This window comes from Psychrobacter sp. UBA2769, assembly GCF_002352555.1.
Classification (GTDB): domain Bacteria; phylum Pseudomonadota; class Gammaproteobacteria; order Pseudomonadales; family Moraxellaceae; genus Psychrobacter; species Psychrobacter maritimus.
This window is the reverse complement of record NZ_DEIR01000020.1, coordinates 129,180-149,503: the sequence shown is the minus strand read 5'-3', so window position 1 is coordinate 149,503 and position 20,324 is coordinate 129,180. Positions and strand designations below refer to the sequence as shown.

Below are 20,324 nucleotides of genomic sequence, written 5' to 3'. Positions count from 1 at the left end.
AAATTGACATTGAAAAAAAGTAACGTGGAGAAGTATGGCTAACTATTATAGCGCCGTCTTTGTAGTAGCTTCTTAGTAGACAGCGCACATTGATAGCGGTTAAGAAATGCGACAAGCAGTACTCACCAATCTATGTTTCTAGGTCGTTACTGCACTGTATTTCTGCTAGCATACTGAGCGTAATCTAATAAATAGCCGCATAAAAATAACAGCAACAGTTAACGACGAGCAACTTATTAATCATAAGCCTGAGAAATTGTAAAATAAGCGGATATTAGTGTGCCATTGATGCTGGTTATTTACCAGTCTATTCATCGCGGTAGAAACACCGCGCGACAGTAAGTGTCGTGCTATTATGCTGCTTAATTTGCTTGAAGACTATTTTTCTGCAAGACAAGATGTTGTTATTTTAATTGATTGTCTTATATCGCTGTTTACCGTTGTTGATACTTAACTATTTAATCTTTTTATATTGACAAGATACTATAACACTATGCCTTTGCGTCCCATTGATGCCATCTTTGTCCATCCTAAACGACGTTTATATGTTGTATACTATCGCGGTGAGCTGTGGGCACTGCCGCGCATGAAAATTGATGATAGGTCATGGCAAAACAGACAGCCCTATACCGATGATAGCAGCTCGCTTTATTTAAGCATTCATCAAGCCATTAGCGACCCCGTGCTCGCCCAAAAACTGCGTACTTTAAACTTGCCAGCGGCGGTTCGCGGCAGTACGTTACCACGCTTTGAGGCATGGTGGGAGACAAATGGTTTTAAATGGCTCAAAGATAAGCTTGCGACAGGCGAATCGCCTTTAGCCGCACACCAAACGGTAGCGCCCAAAATAGCAGTGGCAAAAGCGATTGACAAGCAGACGGTTTCCCCTTCAAACTACCAAGCTGCGCCATTAAATAACGCTAGTAGCACTAAGAAAAACAGTACTATTAAACAAAAAAGTAGCGAGCAACAAACAACAGCTCCTGCAGTAGAAGCGACAGATATTTTTGCTGATATGCTGGCTGATTTGGCGGATGAGGTGTTAAATCAGCATGAGTAAATTTGCTACCATTCGTTATTCATTTAAATCACTGATTACTTTAACCAAAAAAAAGAGCGGTAACTTATGAGAGACTACAAGCTGCTATTAGCCGGGCTTATTTTACTGCTGCTGATTATTTTTATCGCCATCTTTACTTGGTTATGGACCAGCAATCGTAAAAACATGGATCCTCTGCCTATTATGGCAAATGATAATGACGCATCAACGGCGACAGCGGATGATGAAAACGCCATTGCCAAAAGCACCTTGCATATACAAGCAGAAGACAAGATACAAGTGCCTTTAGATGCTGTTATCACAACCTTTCAATCACGCTATCCGCATGTGCAGATAGTCACAAACTATGTTACTTCAGCGGCCCTTCTAACGCTATCTGACAGTGAATTTGCCGACAGTCATCGCACTGACGATGAGCGCGCATCTTATGTCGTGAATACCGATATAATTATTGCTAATAGCAAGCTGTCAAAAGAGCGCCTATCTCCATTGCAAGAACAATTAAAGGCAGCTCAAGATAAGCACAATCAAAGCAAAGGGAAAAATAATAGCGTTCAAGAGGCAACAGTGGAAGATGCTCTTAATGAAAATAATGAGACTGATACTGAAGTGGCAACTCAAGCTAAAAGTGACAATACCGATACCCGCAGCCTTATCTCATTTAGCTATGCGTTACAAGATACGCAAGCAGTAGATGGCGTTGTATTAACGCCAAACCCTGCTGCTATTAATTTTAGAAACTTTTTACTTTCAAGTACCGGACAAGACATCTTAAGCCAGCATGATTATAACAATATCGATGGCTATAAGAACGATATGGATAATTTATTCAAACCGAGCTCAGGCGCCAAACAAGCAACAGGCGAGCTGAAAGTAGATGTCGCCGACGCCCTTAGCAATGGTAAGTGAGCATAAAGCCCGCTGCTTAATGATTACTCATTGCTTTTGTAACTGGTTTTTTCTACAATAGCACTCCATTATGCGCTTATAGCTCAACAGGATAGAGCAGTTGCCTCCTAAGCGATCGATCGGGGTTCGAGTCCCTGTAAGCGCACCAATCATTGTATTTAGACATAACCTCGCATTACCTCAAGCCCTTTAAACACTTACCATACATAGTTATCAGTCTTTATTAAACACTTGTCACAATGGTTGCGATGTATTTGTTGGTCGCTGATATCACGATTAATCCAGTCGTAGTAGCTTGACGGCTTAACACTCAGTACACGGCCCATAGAGACGATACTAAAGACCTGTCTATTAGTTTTTATAAAGGCATACTTCACTAACTGTTTTTCGCAAAGTACGCTGTGGCCTCATTCGAGTATAGCTCTCATCTTGCGTCGGGGCGAAGCAGTGCTTCGCTTTATCCCTCCTCATTTAGTATCTCTCGTTCCTCTTCAGCTACTTTAAGCTGTCGTTTGAGGCACTTGTTCTCTTCTATAACAGCTAAAGCTCAGGGGCATACTGCTCAGTCCCGACAAGCTTGCCTTGATTGGCTTTGTTCTGCCAGTTGGATAGCGTTTGCACCGCAATGCCAAGCTGTTTGGCGGTCGCTGAGATGTTGCCGCTATTGTCCGCTATCTTCTTAACGGCCTCTGCTTTAAATTCTGTGCTATAAGTTCTGGTTTTTTTGTTCATGGTAAACTCCTCATCTAGTCGTTAGTTTACCAAGTTTATCTATACGCTTTCTTCAGCATAGCTCATAACCAAGAGAACTAACTCATAGAGTGCAGCATGTTTTTTATACTTAACGTAAACCAAAACGAGGTTTCAGATGTCGATCATATATACTTCACAAGTTAGCATGCTACCTCTTTAGACCTTTTGCCCAAAGCTTACAAGATATAGTTTTAAAATTATTATCGATAGCGGAGAATACCCCCGGCGTGACAGGCTAGAAACAACAAACTATCTTAAACACCTTTAATATATATCAACACCAAAAGCCTTACCAGCAAAAGGTTTAATCTAAAATATAGCAATGACCTTTAGCGTATATTAAAGCCTTTTACTGAGTATACATAATCATTTTTGGTCACATTAATGTGTTATTTTTAATACATAACTATAAAATTAATGTATTAAAAATAATACTACCCTATTTTAAGAAGTTGAAATTACCTTCTTATTATCAATCATCTTTACTGTCAATCATAATTACTAATCCATCTATAAAGCGATAAATCACACCTAGGGCGTGTCCTCAATTCAATCGATGGACATCTAAATGGGCTAAAAATGGCTAAACTTCGTCAAATAGCTGGGTAATATCCCGATATTAACGGCACTATTTTCCTTGTTTGGCCACAATTTATCTCATTTTTATCACCATTTTTAAAATGAGGACACGCCCTAGTAACTAAGTGTTGTGGTCGATTAATTTAGGATCTCTGATATTACAAATTTATCGATGATATTCATCTACTGTGGCTTATGAGATATCTACTATTTTTAAGTTTATATAGGCGACTCACTTAATATGGGTTTGACAATATGGAAATCAATCCAACCGAATTAAGTATTCAAAGGCCTTCAAGTATCTAAAGGCCTTTTCTATTTGAGGTAAATTATTGATTACAACTCTATTGCGAGACGTTAGCAAGTGAGTGTCAAAGTAATTATTGCTGAAAAACATGAATCACTATTCTCAAGCTGGTGGCGTACCTTCAGCGTTAGATACAACAGTATCAATCTGAATCAAAGCATCCATAGGAATAGCGGCGACGCCAATCACTGTTCTTGCTGGCAGATCACTATTGAAGAAGGTCTTATAAATATCATTTACCGCATCGATATCTGTGATATCTGTAAGTTGGATGGTCATTTTTACCACATCGTCCATAACATGGTCGATACTTTCTACAATGGCTTTGATATTTTCTAAGCATTGCTTGGTCTGCGCTTTTATATCACCATCGATTACTTTACCCGTTTCAGGATTGATAGGTAATTGACCTGAGAGGTGATTGTAATGAGAGAACGCCACCGTTTGTGTGGATAGCGGGTTCTTCGGCGCTTTATCGGTATTGTTAGCCTTAATAGTGATGCCATGTTTATCTTCAACAGCTTGTGGCGGCGTGCCATTTCCGTGAGACACGATAGCATCAATCTGTACCAAAGCATCCAGCTGCAAATCTGATGCTATAACCATCGTCAGGGCCGGTAAATAGGCCGCGCTTCCATCACTGGTCGACTCTGGAAAGAATTCTTTGTAAACGTCATTTACCATGTCCACATCGGCAATATTCTTTAAAAAGATATTTACTTTGACGATTTCATGGAGAGGAACGTCGATACTTTCTAAAATCGCTTCGATGTTTTGTAGGCATTGCTGCGTCTGCTCTTTAACACCACCAGCGACCAGCTCACCAGTTTCAATATCTACAGGCAGTTGCGCTGAGATATTATTGTAATGAGAAAAAGCGATCGTATGCGGCGATACTGAATCCTTGTGTACTTTTTCATTATTTTTTGGCACTTTTACCAGCTCGACGGGTTCTTGCGGATAAGTACCCTCACCGTTTGAGATTACAGCGTCCATTTGTACTAGAGCATTTTCCATAGGTAACGCTGCTACTGCTATGACCGTCCGTGTCGGCAGATAGCCTTGGAAAAATGCAGGATAAATCGTATCTATGTCTTTAATATCTTCGATATTTTTCAAAAATATATTAATTTTAATCACATCATTCATGTCATGATCGATGCTTTCTACAATGGTTTTGATGTTTTTTAAGCACTGCGCGGCCTGCACTTTTATATCATTCGCGACCAAATCACCAGTGGTAATATTGACAGGTAATTGCGCTGAAATATAGTTGTAGTGCGAAAAAGCAACGGTTTGGGTAGAGAGTAAATTTTGCGGGGCAATGTCCGTGTTTCTTGATACTTTTATGATAGTGTCATTCATATCGATATTCCCTATTTGATATGTGTTTTTATATAAGTCTCAGTTTGATGAAGTTTTATCGTGTTTCATAAAAAGCGAGCTTTGGAATAAGGCAAGAAAATTAAACTCAAAAAGCCGCAAGAAATCTGTGCGGCTTTTTAGATTTATCGTGATAACTGGATTGCTGTATCAGTAGGGACCAGCTAGTAGCGATTAGCCAGCAGCCAATACTCCACCAATGATAGCAACCACGCCGCCCAGTGCACGAGTCATACGATTATCGGCTTTGAGCATCGCTGTGCCTAGAGCCCGGCCCACAAAGGTAATGGCTAAAGTTGCGACAACGAAGCCTGCCATATAAAGCAGTAAGCTTGAACCTTGGGTCATCTCAGTTCCGTGAGCATAACCGTGAGCGACCATAAACAGCGCAACCAACGTGCCGCCAACAGCCGTCGGCAGTTTGGCAAGCGTTGCGATGAGCACACCGACTAGCAGTACTGACATGGCGATGCCTGTCTCTATTCCAGCCAAATTGACACCAGCCCAAGCAAGACCTGCGCCCGCTATCATGCCGCCGACGACGAATAAAGGCGTGCCACGTTTCATCGTGGTGTTTTGGCGAATACTCCAAAAACCAATCGCACCCATGGCTAATAAGTGGTCAAGACCCATGAGTGGATGTAATAACCCACTCATGAATCCATTGCTCACGGTCTCGCCATGGCCTGGGTGGGCAATGGCTAAAGTAGCCGTCAGCATCAGCCCGATAGTCATTAATAGCTTTGCCACTGGCAACTTGGTCATCTTATTCATGGTGTTCTCCCTCTGTTATTTTTGTTTATTGTGAACTGGTATATAACTGTTATTTATATCTTACTTGTACTATAAAGGCGTTTAAGCACTGAGAACAAGGCACTGATAATTAAGCATCAGCCCTTAAGCATCAGCCCTTAGCTTGTCAGGACGACGCTCAGGTAACATGCCCTGCTTTAAAATAAAGCTAATGATTTCTTCTACGCCCACACCGTCATACAAGTTGGTGAATATAAAAGGACGCTCGCCGCGCATTTTTTTCGAGTCACGTTCCATCACATCTAGGGAGGCGTGTACATATTCAGCGATGTCAATTTTATTGATAATTAGCAAGTCTGATTTGGTAATACCCGGGCCGCCTTTACGAGGGATTTTATCACCAGCAGCGACGTCGATGACGTATAGGGTTAAATCAGAAAGCTCTGGGCTAAAAGTAGCCGCTAAATTATCGCCCCCAGATTCTACTAACACCAGCTCTAGATTAGGATGACGCGTTTGCAAATCATCGATTGCGGCCAGATTCATAGAAGCATCTTCGCGGATAGCAGTGTGCGGACAACCGCCCGTTTCCACACCAAGAATACGGTCAGCAGGCAAGGCGTCGTGCTTAAGTAAAAAATCAGCATCTTCACGGGTGTAGATATCATTGGTGACCACGGCAATGTCGTAATGATCTTTTAAAGCGCCACATAACTGGCGCAATAAGGCCGTTTTGCCAGAACCAACGGGCCCACCGACACCTATTCTTAAACAATGTTTCATGGCTATCTTTCCTTATATATTAGTAAAAGCTGTTATAAAATTAAAGCGATCGTAAAATAGAAACGGTTGCAAAATAAAAATGATTAGCTTCTGAATAATCTTGAATATTGGGTTTCATGCTGGGCACTACCAAGTGCTAAGCCTGGTAAAATTGGACCCAATTGCTCATCAGTTAATGCCAGCGCGGTATCAACGGCAGCGACCAGTTGCGGGCGTAATTGCTCATTTAAACGTTGCGCGGCGGTATGACCTAATGGCATCGCTTTACAGGCGACTGCCAGTTGGTTTTCCAGCCAGCCCCAAGCAAAGCCGAGTAGACTTTGGCGTATCGGCACGTGGCGTTGATGGGCGGTCCAAGCAAAAACGGTCACATAACCAGGCTCTTCTGGTAGCTTGGCATGACCTAAGGCTGTCTGCGGTTGCAACTCTAAACTATTGAGCAAACGCATCAATGCTTGGCCCAAACGTGTGTCTTCATCGCTGAGCTCAGCGGTCTCACGATTGGCATGTATCCAGTCATTCCAAAAGGCAAGGCCTTCACTGTCACCATTCTCCCAGCAGGTTTGCAAACGTGCCAGCACTGGTAGTTCGCAGCGGGACATACCATCGTCAAGTACGCCCTCTAACCACTCGCCAAGCTCAGCCTCATTACATACCCAGCCAAGCTCAAATGCACTCTCTAGGCCCTGCGACCAAGCGAATGCACCGATTGGCAATGCAGGGCTAATCAGTTGCATCAGCCCCAGCAGCGCCAAATCGCTGGTTGCCTTTGGCTGCGCGTCAGTGTGCATGGTTATGGTCGTCATGATGGGAATGTCCATGGGCATGATTGTGTTCGTGAGAGTGATCATTTGCATGTTCGTGTGCGTGCTCATGGGCATGAGAGTGTTCACGGCCAGCTTGCGCATAAGCACCAGATTCGGGATCGAATGGCGCTTGGTGATGACTCAAGGTTGCGCCCAACAGAACCGCCAACTCTTCTAATACATGATCTGGCGGGAACCGCACCCAATGACGCCCATCTTTATCACTCCCAAGGGCGAGCGATACATGACGGTTACCTAAGTGATAGCCAAGTCGTCCCAATGCTAAACCACCTTCAACATAAGCAGTAGTGACTGGCTCATCAGCGGCACATACTTGGATGATCTCACCGCTGCTCGCTCGTAGTAAATCACCATGACGCAGTACCGGACCACGATTAAGGAACAAGCCAACATCAAGGCCGCTATCGGTCACCGCCTTTAGACGGCCACGTATACGTAGCTCATAAGGTAAAGTCAGGGTGTCGTGTATATCGGCCTGAGTGCTGCCGTCGATTCTCTTTATTAATTCAAGCATATTGATATCCTTACAAGCGCTTTAAAACAAATGGTAACGTTGGGCTAATGGTAATTCAGACGATGGCTCACAAGTTAATAACACGCCATCTGCGCGAACTTCATAAGTTTGTGGATCTACTGTCAGCTCTGGGCAAGCGTCATTGAGCTTCATATCGCTCTTGCGCATTTGACGGACGTTTTTACACGCCACCAGCCTGCTCTTTAGACCAAGCCTTTCTTCTAGTCCGGTATTCATTGCTGCTTGACTGACAAAAGTGATTCGAGTGGCAGCAGCGGCACGGCCAAGCGCCCCAAACATACGGCGATAATGCACAGGTTGCGGGGTAGAAATAGCGGCATTGGGATCGCCCATCGCAGCGCCTGCTATCATGCCACCTTTGATGATAATCGAGGGTTTAACCCCAAAGAAGGCTGGCTTCCACAACACCAAATCCGCCAGTTTATCAATTTCGACAGAGCCGACTTCATGACCGACACCGTGAGTGATGGCCGGATTGATAGTGTATTTGGCAATGTAACGCTTCACGCGAAAGTTATCCGTACCGCGTTCTTCATCTTCTGGTAACAGACCACGTTGCAGACGCATTTTGTGCGCAGTTTGCCAAGTGCGACATACCACTTCACCAATACGACCCATCGCTTGCGAGTCCGACGAGATCATCGAAATCACACCCATATCATGCAGGATGTCTTCAGCAGCAATAGTCTCACGGCGGATACGCGAATCGGCAAAGGCAACGTCTTCTGGAATACTGGGGTCTAGATTATGGCACTCCATCAACATATCGAGATGCTCATCGACGGTATTAATCGTATAAGGACGTGTCGGATTAGTAGACGATGGCAATACGTTGGGCAAACTACAAGCCACGATGATATCAGGCGCATGACCACCACCAGCACCTTCAGTATGGTAAGTATGAATACAGCGGTCTTTGAATGCTGCTATCGTGTCTTCTACAAAACCAGACTCATTTAAGCTATCGGCATGAATAGCAATCTGTATATCGTAGCGGTCTGCCACATCTAGTGCATTACTGATAGAAGCTGGGGTCGCGCCCCAATCTTCATGGATTTTTAGACTCATCGCCCCAGCTTCTACTTGTTGTATCAGCGCTTCTGGAGTACTGGCACTACCTTTACCAAGAAAACCAATATTAATGGGCAAGTCATCTACGGCTTGCATCATTTTGCCTAGATGCCAAGGGCCGGGCGTATGGGTAGTTGCGATTGAGCCCGTCGCTGGCCCCGTACCACCGCCAATCATAGTCGTCAAGCCACTCATTAATGCTTCGTCAACCTGCTGCGGACAAATATAATGCACGTGAGTGTCCACACCGCCCGCCGTCAAAATTTGACCTTCACCCGCTATAATTTCGGTACCAGGGCCAATGACGATATCGACATCAGGCTGGGTATCAGGGTTACCGGCTTTTCCGATAGCAGCGATGCGGCCATTTTTTAGACCCACATCGGCTTTCACGATACCCCACCAGTCGATAATGACGGCATTGGTAATGACAGTATCCATCACGGTATCGTCGCAGCGCTGACTTTGACCCATACCATCACGAATCACCTTGCCACCACCGAACATGACCTCTTCACCATAATGCGTGTAGTCTTTTTCTATCTCGATCCACAGCTCAGTATCGCCTAAACGAATTCTATCGCCGGTCGTTGGACCATACATATCTGCATAAGCTTGGCGAGTAATTTTCATGAGTTCGCTCCTGAGTCTGAGTTTTGATTCTGACCATGATCCTGACCTTGATCTAAGGGACCCATTACCTCACCACGGAAACCATAAATATGGCGTAAGCCTGAAAAAGGAATCAAGGGGACATCACGGTGTTGACCCGGCTCAAAACGTATCGCCATGCCTGCCGCAATCGCTAAGCGGTGCCCATAAGCTTTTTTACGGTCAAAGTCTAAGGCCGCGTTGGTCTCGGCAAAGTGATAGTGAGAGCCAACTTGGATAGGACGGTCACCCGTATTTGCGACGTTGATAGTGATAGGTTCACGATCGACACATAACTCAATGTCATCGCTCTTTAGCTGATATTCACCAGGAATCATAGCAAGTCTCCTCAGACAATAGGGTTATGAACGGTCACAAGCTTCGTGCCGTCGGGAAAGGTTGCCTCAACTTGTAGGCTTTCAATCATCTCAGCGATGCCATCCATGACGTCATCTCGGGTAAGGATTTCGCGTCCCGCACTCATCATCTCTGCCACAGTACGGCCTTCACGTGCGCCTTCCATAATGGCGCAACTGATCAGCGCTATTGATTCAGGATAATTCAGTTTGAGGCCTTTAGCCTTGCGGCGCTCAGCAAGTAGCCCTGCCGTAAACAATAGCAACTTATCTTTATCTCTTGGTGTTAATTCCATCGCTGACTCCTTAATTATATTATGGTTATCGTTATCGTTTTATAGAAAGCCTATGCCATTAAAAGGCTTATGTTATTAATTAATTATTAGTTGCTAGTAGTTGCTAGTTATTAGTTGCTAGTTATTAGTTGTTAATTATCAATTATTAATAAATAGAAAGATAAAAGCGTTTGTCAGCACTTAAGCAAAAGCTCAGTCACCAATCGTCAAGTCAACCAAATTCGTGGGGTGATGGCTTTGTGTCCGGTCAATCGCGGACGCAGTACTTCTCGCGCTTGCTGAAATATATCCCAAGCTTCGTTACGCTCAATGCCTAAATAGCGTAGCAGCAATACGCCGCGACGATAGGTAACTGCCCAATGATTGGCAGCGGGTATATGCTCACGTAGTGCAGTGATGGCCTCTAGCGGATCGTCCAGTCCAACCGCCCATAGCGTCGCATGTACGGTGGCACCGCCCTGCCCCCACATGCCAGCAAATCTTGGATGCTCGGGGTCTATACATTGGCGTTCTATCCATAACGGGCGACCATTACGGGTGAGATGAAAGCGCTGTTCGAGACGGCCACTGACGAAAGGTAGCTTGCTGGCAGGACGGCCAAGACCAAGAATCTCCCACCCCAAGCACTTGGCGTTGTCTTCTAAATCAATGATGATGGTCTGCTCGCCGCGAGAGCCGTTAAAAGCGAGCGTTTCCTGCGGCAGCCATTCTAAAGTAGCGTCATTAGCGATTTTTAGGTGGGTATGCTGGTTCCAAGCAACGCCATTACTGTCGGCTTTATAAAGCTTATTGGCAGCAGGCGTCGTTAACAAAGTATGGGCGTTTGCCGACACAGTGACATCTATATTGAGTGCATCGCCACTCGCTATACCACCAGGCGGATGCAGCAGATAGACGTGACAGCAACCATCGCGGCCTTCAGGATAGAACGGTCTTTGCACACGCAAGGGACCATAATGGCGGGCTATATTCATGCGGGTAATGCTAGTCTCAGCTTCAGTATGAGCACCAAATCCTAAGGTCAAAAATGCCGCCCAATGACGGTTGGCATCAAATTGGTGTCCTGAGTCTGTAGGAGGCTGTTGTACTGTAGATTTATGAGATAAAGTCGTCATTCCGTCGAACACCTTTTATAGGCCCAGCGCGACACATATAGCTGAATCGTTAGCCAATCATCCTGAAAGGCAGGGTATTAGCTTACAGATAGCAAAATGAGCAAAATATTCACGTGCGCGGGTGAGGTCAGGTTGACAATACTGGCTTATTAGCCGTCAATGAATGTCAATATTATGTGGGCATTAACTGCCTAGAAGCTGTGATACGAATACTGCTGATAAATTACTGTAGAAAATCAGGGTAGAAGACTCTGCCCTTGGTATGTGTAAAAGCTTTATTGCTTTAAATATTGAATACTAAAAAGTACCTATAGAAAATTAACTATAGGAAAAACTCATACTATTTATCTCTTATAAACTAAAAGTATATGACTGTCAAACTATTTACTTTCTTATCCAAAGAAAGATAGCATTAATTATGGTTAAGATACACAGTCTGTCTTGCAGAAATAAAACACAATAAATAATCAAAGGAAGGCTTACTGTACAGTGGTTAGAGCGGTTCTTTTACTTGCAACAACTGTATATAAGATGGCGCTTTTTATGTGCAGATTCTCTAAATTAAGTTAATGTGAGAGTATCATCACATCATCTCCCTATTGCTATAGTTAAAATTTGGCCATCGCTTGCAAAAAGGCAGATACCAACCTCAGCTAAATAAAGATATTCATTAATAAAGGTTTTATAGAAAAACAACTGATTCTGCTCTCATTATAAGACCTATATAAATACCAAGCCATCCTCAGTTTGATGCGCCTTGATATTGACATTATAAACGTCACTTAACTGCTCACTAGTCATTACTTGGTTGGGTGTTCCTTGGGCGATAACTCGTCCACCATTTAACAAGACCACCTCATCAGTATAGCGATGCGCATGGGTCAAATCATGGAGGACAACCACGATACTTTTGCGCTGCTGTCGCACCAAATTATGCAAATATTTAAGCAAAAAACGCTGATGGCGAATATCAAGATGATTGGTCGGCTCATCGAACATCATGATTTTAGTATCTTGCATCAGCGCTCGTGCGATAGCCAAGCGCTGCTTTTCACCGCCTGATAAGGTTTGCACGCGAGCACTGACCAAACTTAATAATTCAAAATCCTGTAGTAAATTTTGTGCGCGCTCAACATGATGGCTATTTGGGCGCTGATACCATGCAAGATTAGGTGAAACGCCCAATAGCGCATAATCCAGTACCGTTAACGGCAGCTCAAAACGCTCATGTTGTCCAACCCAAGCGATATGTCCATGATTCATGACCTCGCTGATCGGCTGACCGTAAATCGTAATGTGGCCATCTGTTTTAAGCGCGGTTCCTGTGTGTTGACCCAAAACCGTGTGCAGCAACGTACTTTTACCTGCGCCGTTTGGTCCGATAAAGGCGACCAGCTTTTGGCTTGGCACTGTTAGCTTGTCTATTGTTAACAATGTTTTATGACCGTGCGAGATATGAATATCTTGCATCGACAACAACTCGCCTGCATTACTACTCTTGATATTACTACTATTTATACGACTGTCTCGATTCGCTAGCGATGTCTTTGATGTAGCCGTAAAAAATGAATGAAACATAAACACTCTCTTTGATTAACGGCGGCTACTACGCACAAACAGCCAAATAAAGAATGGACCGCCAAGCAACGCTAAAACGATGCCAACGGGAACATCCACTGGATAAGCGACATGCCGCGCCGTGCCATCAATGACCAGTAATAATATCGCCCCAAGCCAACCAGACCAAATCATGAGGCGCATGCGTCCGCCACCAAACAAAATAGCCAGCAGATTTGGCACCATCATGCCAATAAAACCTATGACGCCTGCTAAAGACACCGCTGCCCCTGTCAGTAATGCCGAGGCAATCACGACCAAACAACGAACCATACCTACCTTGATACCCAAGGATTTAGCGGCTGCCTCACCTAACATCAATCCATCTAACTGCCGACCTAATGGTAATAAAATTGCCAGCCCTAAAATCATAGAGACCATCGAATAACGCAGCGGCACAAAGCCCGCTTCCGCCATACTACCTGACAGCCAAATGGTCGCCGAGCGCAGCACCATGTCATCAGACATAAATAAAATCAGGCTGACCACCGCCGCACAAAAAGCGCTGATGACAAATCCCAATATCAGCAAGCCCATCTGCCCACCACCCAAAAACCGATGACAAGCGAGAATAAACAAGCACACCAATACGCTTCCAGTAAACGCTGCAAGCGGTATCCCAATGCCACCAAATCCCAATGCCAGAACCAAAACAACACCAAGCGCTGCGCCACCTGATGTACCGATTAAACTTGGATCCGCTAAAGGATTTTCAAATAAAGCCTGTAATGCTGCACCACTAACTGACAACGCCATGCCAACCAACAATGCCGTCACTACGCGCGGATAGCGTAGCTGCCAGATAGTATCGTCAAGATGGCTAGGGCTTGACCATTCGCCAAAGCCAATACCAAGCGCCAACCAAATTAGCAGCACAGATGCGACAGTAGCGGCAACATAATAGATGCTATGTCTGTATTTTCCAGTTTGTATAGGGATAGAAGCGGAAATCGTATTTGCCATGTGAGATATCGTTTTATTGAATATAAAAGAGATTATGCTATATATTGCTTAAGCTATTTTGCTACAGCGTTCAGCTTTTTTAAGACTTGCGGTGAATTCAGGCCATAACGTAAAAAGTCATCTGCTGGCCAAAAGTGGACGCCAGCATTTTTACCAGCCGCACTTGCCGCAACCTCAGGACGTTTACTAAATTGACTGACACCGCCAACCACTGCCTGATTATGATCAGCAATGATAATGACATCGGGCTTAGCAGCCAGCCAGCCTTCGCGTGACATAGGTTTTAACCCCGATACGTTTGCCGCATTGATTCCACCAGCACGCCGAATCAACTCATCGCCTACCGTGCCCTTACCTGCAACGATACGACCATCGTAACTTAATAAATAGCGCTTACCGGTTTTTGCCATTGGGCTCATTCCTGCATTCCAACGCTTAGCAAGCTGTGACCCTTCAAATTTTTTATCAACGTAACTGCCGATAGATTTAATACTATTGGCAAAGGTGCTGACTTCTTCTTTGGGTGCGACATTGACGGCTTTGACTTTTAGTCCATTTAGACGCTGATAAATACTGGCAGGCTGTACCATATAACTGCCGAGCACCAAATCTGGCTTTACCGCCAACACCGACTCGGCGGTGATATTACGATGCATACCCACGGCTGGTACATTCTTTAGCGCTGGATTATTATTGGTCGCATCTTTACCAACCAACTTATTAGTCGCTCCTAGCGCCACAACCACATCTGCCACATCGGGGCTCATCGCGACGATACGTTCATAAGCTTGGGCAGAAAGCGAAGGCACGGCAAATGCGCCAATAATGGTGGCTATATTTATGGCACTTCTGCTAAAAGATATATGTATCGTTGATAGTTTTTCGAATTTTAAGTTTTTTGTGTGTTGTTTTAATAGCTGAGAGAACATAACGGTTCCTTGGTCATCATTTTGAAGGATTACTTATAATGGTTGTCGATTGACAAATTATTTATGATTAAAACGACTGTCACGTAAAAGCTTATATAAACGATAGGCGCCTCTAGTGCCAGTCATCATTATTCATATCCAACGTTAAATTTATGCCATGTCGTCAGTCGTTAGTACCTGTGTTGCTGTCTTTTCATGCTCTGTTTTTTCATGCAGCATGTCCGCATACGAATGGGCTTCGGTAACCTTAGCAACGATCTGCTGCCATGCTTCAAGCTCAGGCGTGCCTTCAATACGCTGACCAAACACACTAAAGATACTGACGCCGTGATCATCAAAACCTTCGATACAAGTCACAATACCGTCTTTGGTGGGACGCTTAACGCTCCATACTTGCGCCAATGCTTTATCTTTTAAATGCAGCGTAAAGTCATTATGGTCTTTGTCCAAAATATTAAACCAATCGCCTATGCGCTTGAGAGTCTGTACGGTGCCTGTCTGAATCTGTACGATCCCGCTATTACCGACAAATATCATGATTGGGCATTTGGCATCACGCGCTTGCGCAAATACCGCTTCGACAGCGCTAATATCAAGCTGCTGCGTCATCGGCTCTGGTGCTTGATGGTAGCTACTAGCACGATCGATATCGAGATTTTTTAATAATGAGTGAAATTGATGCACGTCTGTCATTGCCTGCCAGCCTTGTTGTAGCTGCGCACGCTCCTCTTCACTTAATGCCTTGTAACGCCAGTCATTTAGCGGCTCTTGTGCTTCTAACGTCAGCGTATCATTACTGACCGTTTGCTGCTGCTCCTGAATCATCGCTTGCCAACGGCTGATATTCTCATCACTCAACTCTCGTAGATACACTTTGTCGATAGCAGCACCTTGGGCGTTATAAAACTGAATACTATAAGATGGCTTATCGGCGCGGCTGGTATCCGTTACCGCCAGCATATGCTGCCATTGCCACATAAAGAATCGCAAATCTAGACCACCAACATTGAGTGCCAAGCCCATTTTTTCGCCAAGCTTAAGATTGTGATACGGCGCCGTTTTTTCATGCACGGCCAGCTCGTTTCTAACGATGCTTTCCATGTCACCAAACGTCTCAAACTGCTTTAAAACAGCTTTGCACTGATCTCCAATATACTGACTATAAGGAGATGCAAGCATCAGCTCAAACTCGCTGACACCTAGCGCAGTCGCCCCTTCTGTGGGAAACAGCATCGGTATTTTTACTTTTAATGCTTGGTATTGTTGCCACAGCTCAGTATTTTTTTTGCTTAACGATAACGGGTGACTCATAGTGCGCTCCATAAAATAGTCGATGATAAAAAAACCAATCACCTTGGCGTTGTCAGCTTAAATATGAATGTATTAAGAATAGCAGGGATAACGTATATGACAGACGTTTGAAAAATCAGTGCTTGTCAAAACGTGATCAAGAGACTGCTTTTTTATAACGTATTAGTCATCACGTCTTTTTCATAACTGCCGTTTATTATTCCTGCTAGGTGATATTGAACGGAAATTATTATGGCAACATTTTTTCACTTTGTAAATAGAAATAATTATCATTTGCATATTGATAATTATTATCTTTTGAAATATGATGTCTGAGCTTTGTTACTGACAATAGTGAATCAGGTAACAAAGTCTTTAACAATTAAAACTATGACACGGTCGCTTTAGATTGCTCTTTTTGTAGCAAAAGATCTTTAAGTAACACTACTTTCTTACTTTCTTACTTTCTTACTTTCTTACTTTCTTACTTTCTTACTTTCTTACTTTCTCTTTTTACAATGGCTGTTTTATTTATGTCAATTTTAGCGTTTGATTTATCGTTGACTCATACGGGACTAAACACCTATCCCTCACTACTGCGTCGTAGCCCATTAGCCATAAGTGTTGCATTAGCATTGTTTGCATTCACGTCAGTTTCCGTCCAAGCAGCGCCGCCTCTTGCAGAGTCTAATGCTGATATTACAAGCGATGCTGCCATGCCGAGCACACGTTTAGATCCTATCGTGGTAACGGCCACACGCTCTGAGCGTGCATTGAGCGATGCGCCAGTTGCCCTGCAAGTACTCAGCCGCCAGCAGCTAGATGACAACCATGCTCATACTTTAAAAGAAGCGCTAGCCTTGTTGCCCAATGTTTACTTACGCGAAGTCCATGGTAAAACAGGTTACGAAGTTAGTATGCAAGGCTTTACCGGTGATCAAGTATTGGTGTTGATTGATGGTTTACCCATCACCGCCAGCACTGGCTCGACGGTAAACTTAAATCAATATATGAATATGGATATTGAACAAATAGAAGTGGTTCAGGGAGCGGCGTCAGCGCAGTTTGGCAGCGCGGCGATGGGCGGCGTTATCAATATCATCACTAAACCCATTGGCGCGGCAACAGGACATATCACCACCGAGATTGCCAGCAATGGTCGGCAAAATCCATCTGGTAAAAAGTTAGATGCTAACAAACGCTATGTAGAAGCCAGCGTGGAAGGGGCATTAGATAAAAATCAGCGCTTTCATGCGCGTCTATCAGGCTCGTATCTGGATAATAATGGTTTGAGCTTAGACCATGAAGCATGGCCCAGATTAAAAGATGCCAGCGAGCAATCACAAGTCAGTGCCCGATTTAGCTACCACCCGGACGGTAAAGGCATATCAGACAATGACGATAGTAACAACGATAGCCGAATGGTCAAAAACGCTCAATATTGGTTAGAGGCCAACCACTATAAAGAAGACGATGTTAGTCGTTTTAATTATTATGTGGCGCCGCGCTATTTGGCACAGCAACGAGATGAGCACATTACTAAGCAGCGCTTTAGTGTTGGTGCGCGCGCTGATATCACGCCGCATGTGGATAATCGCAGCAAAACTTATCGGTTGTCCGCACAAGCCCTGCATGAAGAATATCAAAGCGAATCCAATACTAAAACACAGCAAACTATCACCAGCGCCCGTGATACAGACATCAGTACCACGCTGGCGCAAGCGCAGCTCGACTTACCTGAGCTATTACTATCCGATAAGCACATTCATCTTATCCAAGTCGGCGGTCAGGTTCAGCAAGACAAGTTGAGCCAAACGAAAAACCAAGTCAGCGAGCTTATCAGCGATGACGTCAGCCGTGATGTCGGTGAGCTGTATCTACAAGATGATTGGCTGATCGGCGATAACTGGGAAGTGTTGAGTGGTATTCGCTATCAAAACGATGAAGACTTTGGTGGTCATACGGCGCCAAAAGTATCACTCAAATACAACCATTTGGATGCGAGCGGTCGCGACCATGTCTTTCGCAGTAGTATCGGCGGTGGTTATCGCGTGCCCAACCTAAAAGAACGCTACTACGTCTTTGACCACAGCAATTTGGGTTATAAAGTCATGGGTAATCCCGACTTGCAGCCTGAAACCTCAACCAGTTACCAAATCGGCTATCAAGGTCAGCTGAGCGATAGTGTTAATTTGACGGTTAATGGTTTTTATAATGAAGTGAACGATCTGATCCAAACCGACGAGGACAACGCTACCTTCGACGGTAACATCGCCATTTATAAATATATGAACGTTGATAGCGCCAAAACTTATGGCGGCGATATTGGTATTGACTGGCAAGTGGACGAGCGCGCGAAACTACAAGCCAGCTACGCTTACCTCAAGACGCATAACAATGTCACCGATACCGAGCTGACCTATAAGCCCAGTCACAAAGCGATGCTAGCGCTTGATTATCGTATCAACGACAAGCTACAGCTGATCCCGCGCCTTAACTATGAATCCAAACAGCTGATTAATACCAGCGAGCAGGCGTATTCGCCGTCTTGGTGGACGCTCGATAGCAAGCTCAATTATGACGCAACTGCAAACTTGAGCTTGTACGCGGCGATTAATAATATCTTTGATGTGCAGCGTGATGTCACTGATACCGGTGACTATCGCCCCATTGATAATCGTGAGTGGTTACTTGGCGCCAGTTACCATTGGTAAGCCTTTGATTCGCAATCATCCTAAAGCAGTTGTATTTGTAGTGCTGTTTTTCACCTTTTATATAAAACGACAACCACCAAGGAAGCTGATATGACCCCAATTATCCCATTAGTTAACACCAAGCCGACCAAATTGGCATTACTTTTCAGTAGCAGCCTGTTAGCCCTCAGCATGACCGGTTGCGGTGGCGGCAGTGATGGCTCGAATAGTGGCAATACCGGAAATGGCGATAATGGCGGTAACACGCCGCCTGTTAGCACTGCCAGCTTTAGCGAAACGGCCACTTGGCAAGTCAACAATCTAGCGCCTGAGGCCGTAACCTGTTATGATTTTGACATCAAAGCTGAAAGCTCGTGTGCTGAAGATAAATGGGATATTAAGTTTGATAACCAAGCGCGTTCGGTTAAGCTTTGGTCAAATAGCGGTGATTCTGGCGCAGGTTTGGGCGGCGTTTTTGGTTTGATCGACTGGTCAGATTTGAGCCGTTATAGCAATGCAACTCAAGACCCTGATACCAAACGTGATATTACCATGCACTACAATGAAGACCGTAGTGGCGGTATATTTGATGCACAGCCTTGGTTTGAATACAATTTAAAAGGCAACCATCAGCTCTACCCGAACAATCGCGTCTATCTTGTTACCACAGATAATAGCAGCGCCATGACAGACAGCAGCGTACAGCAGCCTATTTATGCCATGCAGATTACCAATTATTATAATGATACTGGTGCCTCTGGTTACCCTACTCTGCGCTGGATTGATACCGCGCTACCAAATAAGATACAGACTAAAACTATCGATGCCTCAAACAATGATAATTGGGTCTATTTTGATTTAGCTACAGGAAAAAGTAGTAGCGATAAAAACAGCACCTGGCAGATCGGCTTTAAGCGTAATGATGTGGTTTTAAATGGTGGCGATTCTGCTATTGGCACTAACAAAGGCAAAGTTGGTGGTTACCTCGCCGCCACGCCAGCCGGATATTATGATGCGCAAGGTAAACCGATTACCAGTCAATTTACCAGCGATGGTAGCGCGACTACTTTAGCCGACCTTACCAAAACCGCTGTATATGATAAACCGCTGAGTGCCAGAAGCTGGGTCATTGATAGTAAAGGCTCGGATCTCAATCCTGCTTATACGGGTAATTTCCCGAACCTAGACTTTGGCTGGTATACCTACAATGGCATGACGCATCAACTAAATGCCAAACCAGTTGACAGCGCACAAGGCGCGCTCATTAGATCTGCTGAAGGCAATAGCTATGCACGCGTGCGTTTGGATAAAATAAATTACCCTGATAGCTCAGCGACGACTGCGACCTCATGGGAATTTAAAATAGACATTCAGCCTGCTCCTTAATATTTTATTATTTCTGAAATCAAAGATGACAGTATCAATCCTGACTTAATTGGCAACTGTCTTTACCG

General features: G+C 44.4%; 17 protein-coding genes, 1 tRNA gene and 1 pseudogene. 5 read left to right on the top strand and 14 right to left on the bottom strand.

The window, feature by feature from the left end:
• Positions 1-493: 493 nt before the first annotated feature.
• The 3 genes from B3Q63_RS09775 to B3Q63_RS09765 all read left to right on the top strand — a co-directional run bounded on the left by B3Q63_RS09775 (position 494) and on the right by B3Q63_RS09765 (position 2,117).
• On the top strand, positions 494-1,060 hold the full coding sequence (locus tag B3Q63_RS09775) for a hypothetical protein (RefSeq protein WP_296176132.1): 567 nt from the start codon (positions 494-496) through the stop codon (positions 1,058-1,060).
• Between the two features lie 66 nt (positions 1,061-1,126).
• Entirely contained in the window at positions 1,127-1,969 is an 843-nt protein-coding gene (locus B3Q63_RS09770) for a hypothetical protein (protein WP_296176131.1), read from the top strand.
• A 72-nt stretch (positions 1,970-2,041) separates the two neighbouring features.
• Positions 2,042-2,117 (top strand) — tRNA-Arg (locus B3Q63_RS09765).
• 85 nt (positions 2,118-2,202) lie between these two features.
• Here B3Q63_RS09765 and B3Q63_RS09760 read toward each other — a convergent pair.
• The 14 genes and pseudogenes from B3Q63_RS09760 to B3Q63_RS09695 all read right to left on the bottom strand — a co-directional run.
• Positions 2,203-2,701 (bottom strand): annotated as a pseudogene (locus B3Q63_RS09760) (transposase); the annotation flags it as partial.
• A 1,009-nt stretch (positions 2,702-3,710) separates the two neighbouring features.
• Positions 3,711-4,973: a RidA family protein gene (locus tag B3Q63_RS09755; RefSeq protein ID WP_296176130.1), complete on the bottom strand. Its 1,263-nt coding sequence runs from the start codon at positions 4,971-4,973 to the stop codon at positions 3,711-3,713.
• Between the two features lie 192 nt (positions 4,974-5,165).
• On the bottom strand, positions 5,166-5,765 hold the full coding sequence (locus B3Q63_RS09750; RefSeq protein WP_296176128.1) for a HupE/UreJ family protein: 600 nt from the start codon (positions 5,763-5,765) through the stop codon (positions 5,166-5,168).
• A gap of 123 nt (positions 5,766-5,888) precedes the next feature.
• Positions 5,889-6,527: an urease accessory protein UreG gene (gene ureG, locus B3Q63_RS09745; protein WP_296176126.1), complete on the bottom strand. Its 639-nt coding sequence runs from the start codon at positions 6,525-6,527 to the stop codon at positions 5,889-5,891.
• 83 nt (positions 6,528-6,610) lie between these two features.
• On the bottom strand, positions 6,611-7,333 hold the full coding sequence (locus tag B3Q63_RS09740; RefSeq protein WP_296176124.1) for an urease accessory protein UreF: 723 nt from the start codon (positions 7,331-7,333) through the stop codon (positions 6,611-6,613).
• Entirely contained in the window at positions 7,308-7,868 is a 561-nt protein-coding gene (gene ureE, locus B3Q63_RS09735; RefSeq protein ID WP_296176122.1) for an urease accessory protein UreE, read from the bottom strand. Before ureE ends, B3Q63_RS09740 begins: the two co-directional genes overlap by 26 nt.
• A 21-nt stretch (positions 7,869-7,889) precedes the next feature.
• Positions 7,890-9,593, bottom strand: a complete 1,704-nt coding sequence (ureC, locus tag B3Q63_RS09730) for an urease subunit alpha (protein ID WP_201543560.1) — start codon at positions 9,591-9,593, stop codon at positions 7,890-7,892.
• Positions 9,590-9,949: an urease subunit beta gene (locus B3Q63_RS09725; protein WP_296176117.1), complete on the bottom strand. Its 360-nt coding sequence runs from the start codon at positions 9,947-9,949 to the stop codon at positions 9,590-9,592. The genes ureC and B3Q63_RS09725 overlap by 4 nt, the downstream gene beginning before the upstream one ends.
• Before the next feature lie 11 nt (positions 9,950-9,960).
• Positions 9,961-10,263, bottom strand: coding sequence for an urease subunit gamma (gene ureA, locus B3Q63_RS09720; protein WP_201562860.1), 303 nt, complete (start codon positions 10,261-10,263; stop codon positions 9,961-9,963).
• Between the two features lie 206 nt (positions 10,264-10,469).
• Positions 10,470-11,378: an urease accessory protein UreD gene (locus B3Q63_RS09715; RefSeq protein WP_296176115.1), complete on the bottom strand. Its 909-nt coding sequence runs from the start codon at positions 11,376-11,378 to the stop codon at positions 10,470-10,472.
• A 720-nt stretch (positions 11,379-12,098) separates the two neighbouring features.
• Entirely contained in the window at positions 12,099-12,956 is an 858-nt protein-coding gene (locus tag B3Q63_RS09710) for an ABC transporter ATP-binding protein (RefSeq protein WP_296176112.1), read from the bottom strand.
• Positions 12,957-12,971: 15 nt separating this feature from the next.
• Positions 12,972-13,958 carry a FecCD family ABC transporter permease gene (locus B3Q63_RS09705; RefSeq protein WP_296176110.1) on the bottom strand — a complete coding sequence of 329 codons (987 nt, stop codon included), beginning with the start codon at positions 13,956-13,958 and terminating at the stop codon, positions 12,972-12,974.
• A gap of 53 nt (positions 13,959-14,011) precedes the next feature.
• Positions 14,012-14,767: a heme/hemin ABC transporter substrate-binding protein gene (locus B3Q63_RS09700; protein WP_296176108.1), complete on the bottom strand. Its 756-nt coding sequence runs from the start codon at positions 14,765-14,767 to the stop codon at positions 14,012-14,014.
• 270 nt (positions 14,768-15,037) lie between these two features.
• The gene (locus B3Q63_RS09695) at positions 15,038-16,198 is read right to left on the bottom strand and encodes a ChuX/HutX family heme-like substrate-binding protein (RefSeq protein WP_296176107.1); all 1,161 of its coding nucleotides are present in this window, start codon (positions 16,196-16,198) and stop codon (positions 15,038-15,040) included.
• A 512-nt stretch (positions 16,199-16,710) separates the two neighbouring features.
• Here B3Q63_RS09695 and B3Q63_RS09690 point away from each other — a divergent pair.
• A complete protein-coding gene (locus tag B3Q63_RS09690; RefSeq protein WP_296176105.1) occupies positions 16,711-18,891 on the top strand; it encodes a TonB-dependent receptor plug domain-containing protein in 2,181 nt (726 codons plus the stop codon).
• Positions 18,892-18,981: 90 nt separating this feature from the next.
• Positions 18,982-20,256: an HmuY family protein gene (locus B3Q63_RS09685; protein ID WP_296176103.1), complete on the top strand. Its 1,275-nt coding sequence runs from the start codon at positions 18,982-18,984 to the stop codon at positions 20,254-20,256.
• Positions 20,257-20,324 lie beyond the last annotated feature (68 nt).

What these genes read in the sequence shown, in the direction of transcription:
- B3Q63_RS09715 (WP_296176115.1), bottom strand. Translation starts at nt 11,378, where the DNA reads ATGACGACTTTATCTCATAAATCTACAGTACAACAGCCTCCTACAGAC.
- B3Q63_RS09740 (WP_296176124.1), bottom strand. Translation starts at nt 7,333, where the DNA reads ATGACGACCATAACCATGCACACTGACGCGCAGCCAAAGGCAACCAGC.
- ureA (WP_201562860.1), bottom strand. Translation starts at nt 10,263, where the DNA reads ATGGAATTAACACCAAGAGATAAAGATAAGTTGCTATTGTTTACGGCA.
- B3Q63_RS09705 (WP_296176110.1), bottom strand. Translation starts at nt 13,958, where the DNA reads ATGGCAAATACGATTTCCGCTTCTATCCCTATACAAACTGGAAAATAC.
- B3Q63_RS09690 (WP_296176105.1), top strand. Translation starts at nt 16,711, where the DNA reads ATGTCAATTTTAGCGTTTGATTTATCGTTGACTCATACGGGACTAAAC.
- B3Q63_RS09770 (WP_296176131.1), top strand. Translation starts at nt 1,127, where the DNA reads ATGAGAGACTACAAGCTGCTATTAGCCGGGCTTATTTTACTGCTGCTG.
- B3Q63_RS09725 (WP_296176117.1), bottom strand. Translation starts at nt 9,949, where the DNA reads ATGATTCCTGGTGAATATCAGCTAAAGAGCGATGACATTGAGTTATGT.
- ureC (WP_201543560.1), bottom strand. Translation starts at nt 9,593, where the DNA reads ATGAAAATTACTCGCCAAGCTTATGCAGATATGTATGGTCCAACGACC.
- B3Q63_RS09685 (WP_296176103.1), top strand. Translation starts at nt 18,982, where the DNA reads ATGACCCCAATTATCCCATTAGTTAACACCAAGCCGACCAAATTGGCA.
- ureE (WP_296176122.1), bottom strand. Translation starts at nt 7,868, where the DNA reads ATGCTTGAATTAATAAAGAGAATCGACGGCAGCACTCAGGCCGATATA.
- B3Q63_RS09750 (WP_296176128.1), bottom strand. Translation starts at nt 5,765, where the DNA reads ATGAATAAGATGACCAAGTTGCCAGTGGCAAAGCTATTAATGACTATC.
- B3Q63_RS09710 (WP_296176112.1), bottom strand. Translation starts at nt 12,956, where the DNA reads ATGTTTCATTCATTTTTTACGGCTACATCAAAGACATCGCTAGCGAAT.
- B3Q63_RS09775 (WP_296176132.1), top strand. Translation starts at nt 494, where the DNA reads ATGCCTTTGCGTCCCATTGATGCCATCTTTGTCCATCCTAAACGACGT.
- ureG (WP_296176126.1), bottom strand. Translation starts at nt 6,527, where the DNA reads ATGAAACATTGTTTAAGAATAGGTGTCGGTGGGCCCGTTGGTTCTGGC.
- B3Q63_RS09695 (WP_296176107.1), bottom strand. Translation starts at nt 16,198, where the DNA reads ATGAGTCACCCGTTATCGTTAAGCAAAAAAAATACTGAGCTGTGGCAA.
- B3Q63_RS09755 (WP_296176130.1), bottom strand. Translation starts at nt 4,973, where the DNA reads ATGAATGACACTATCATAAAAGTATCAAGAAACACGGACATTGCCCCG.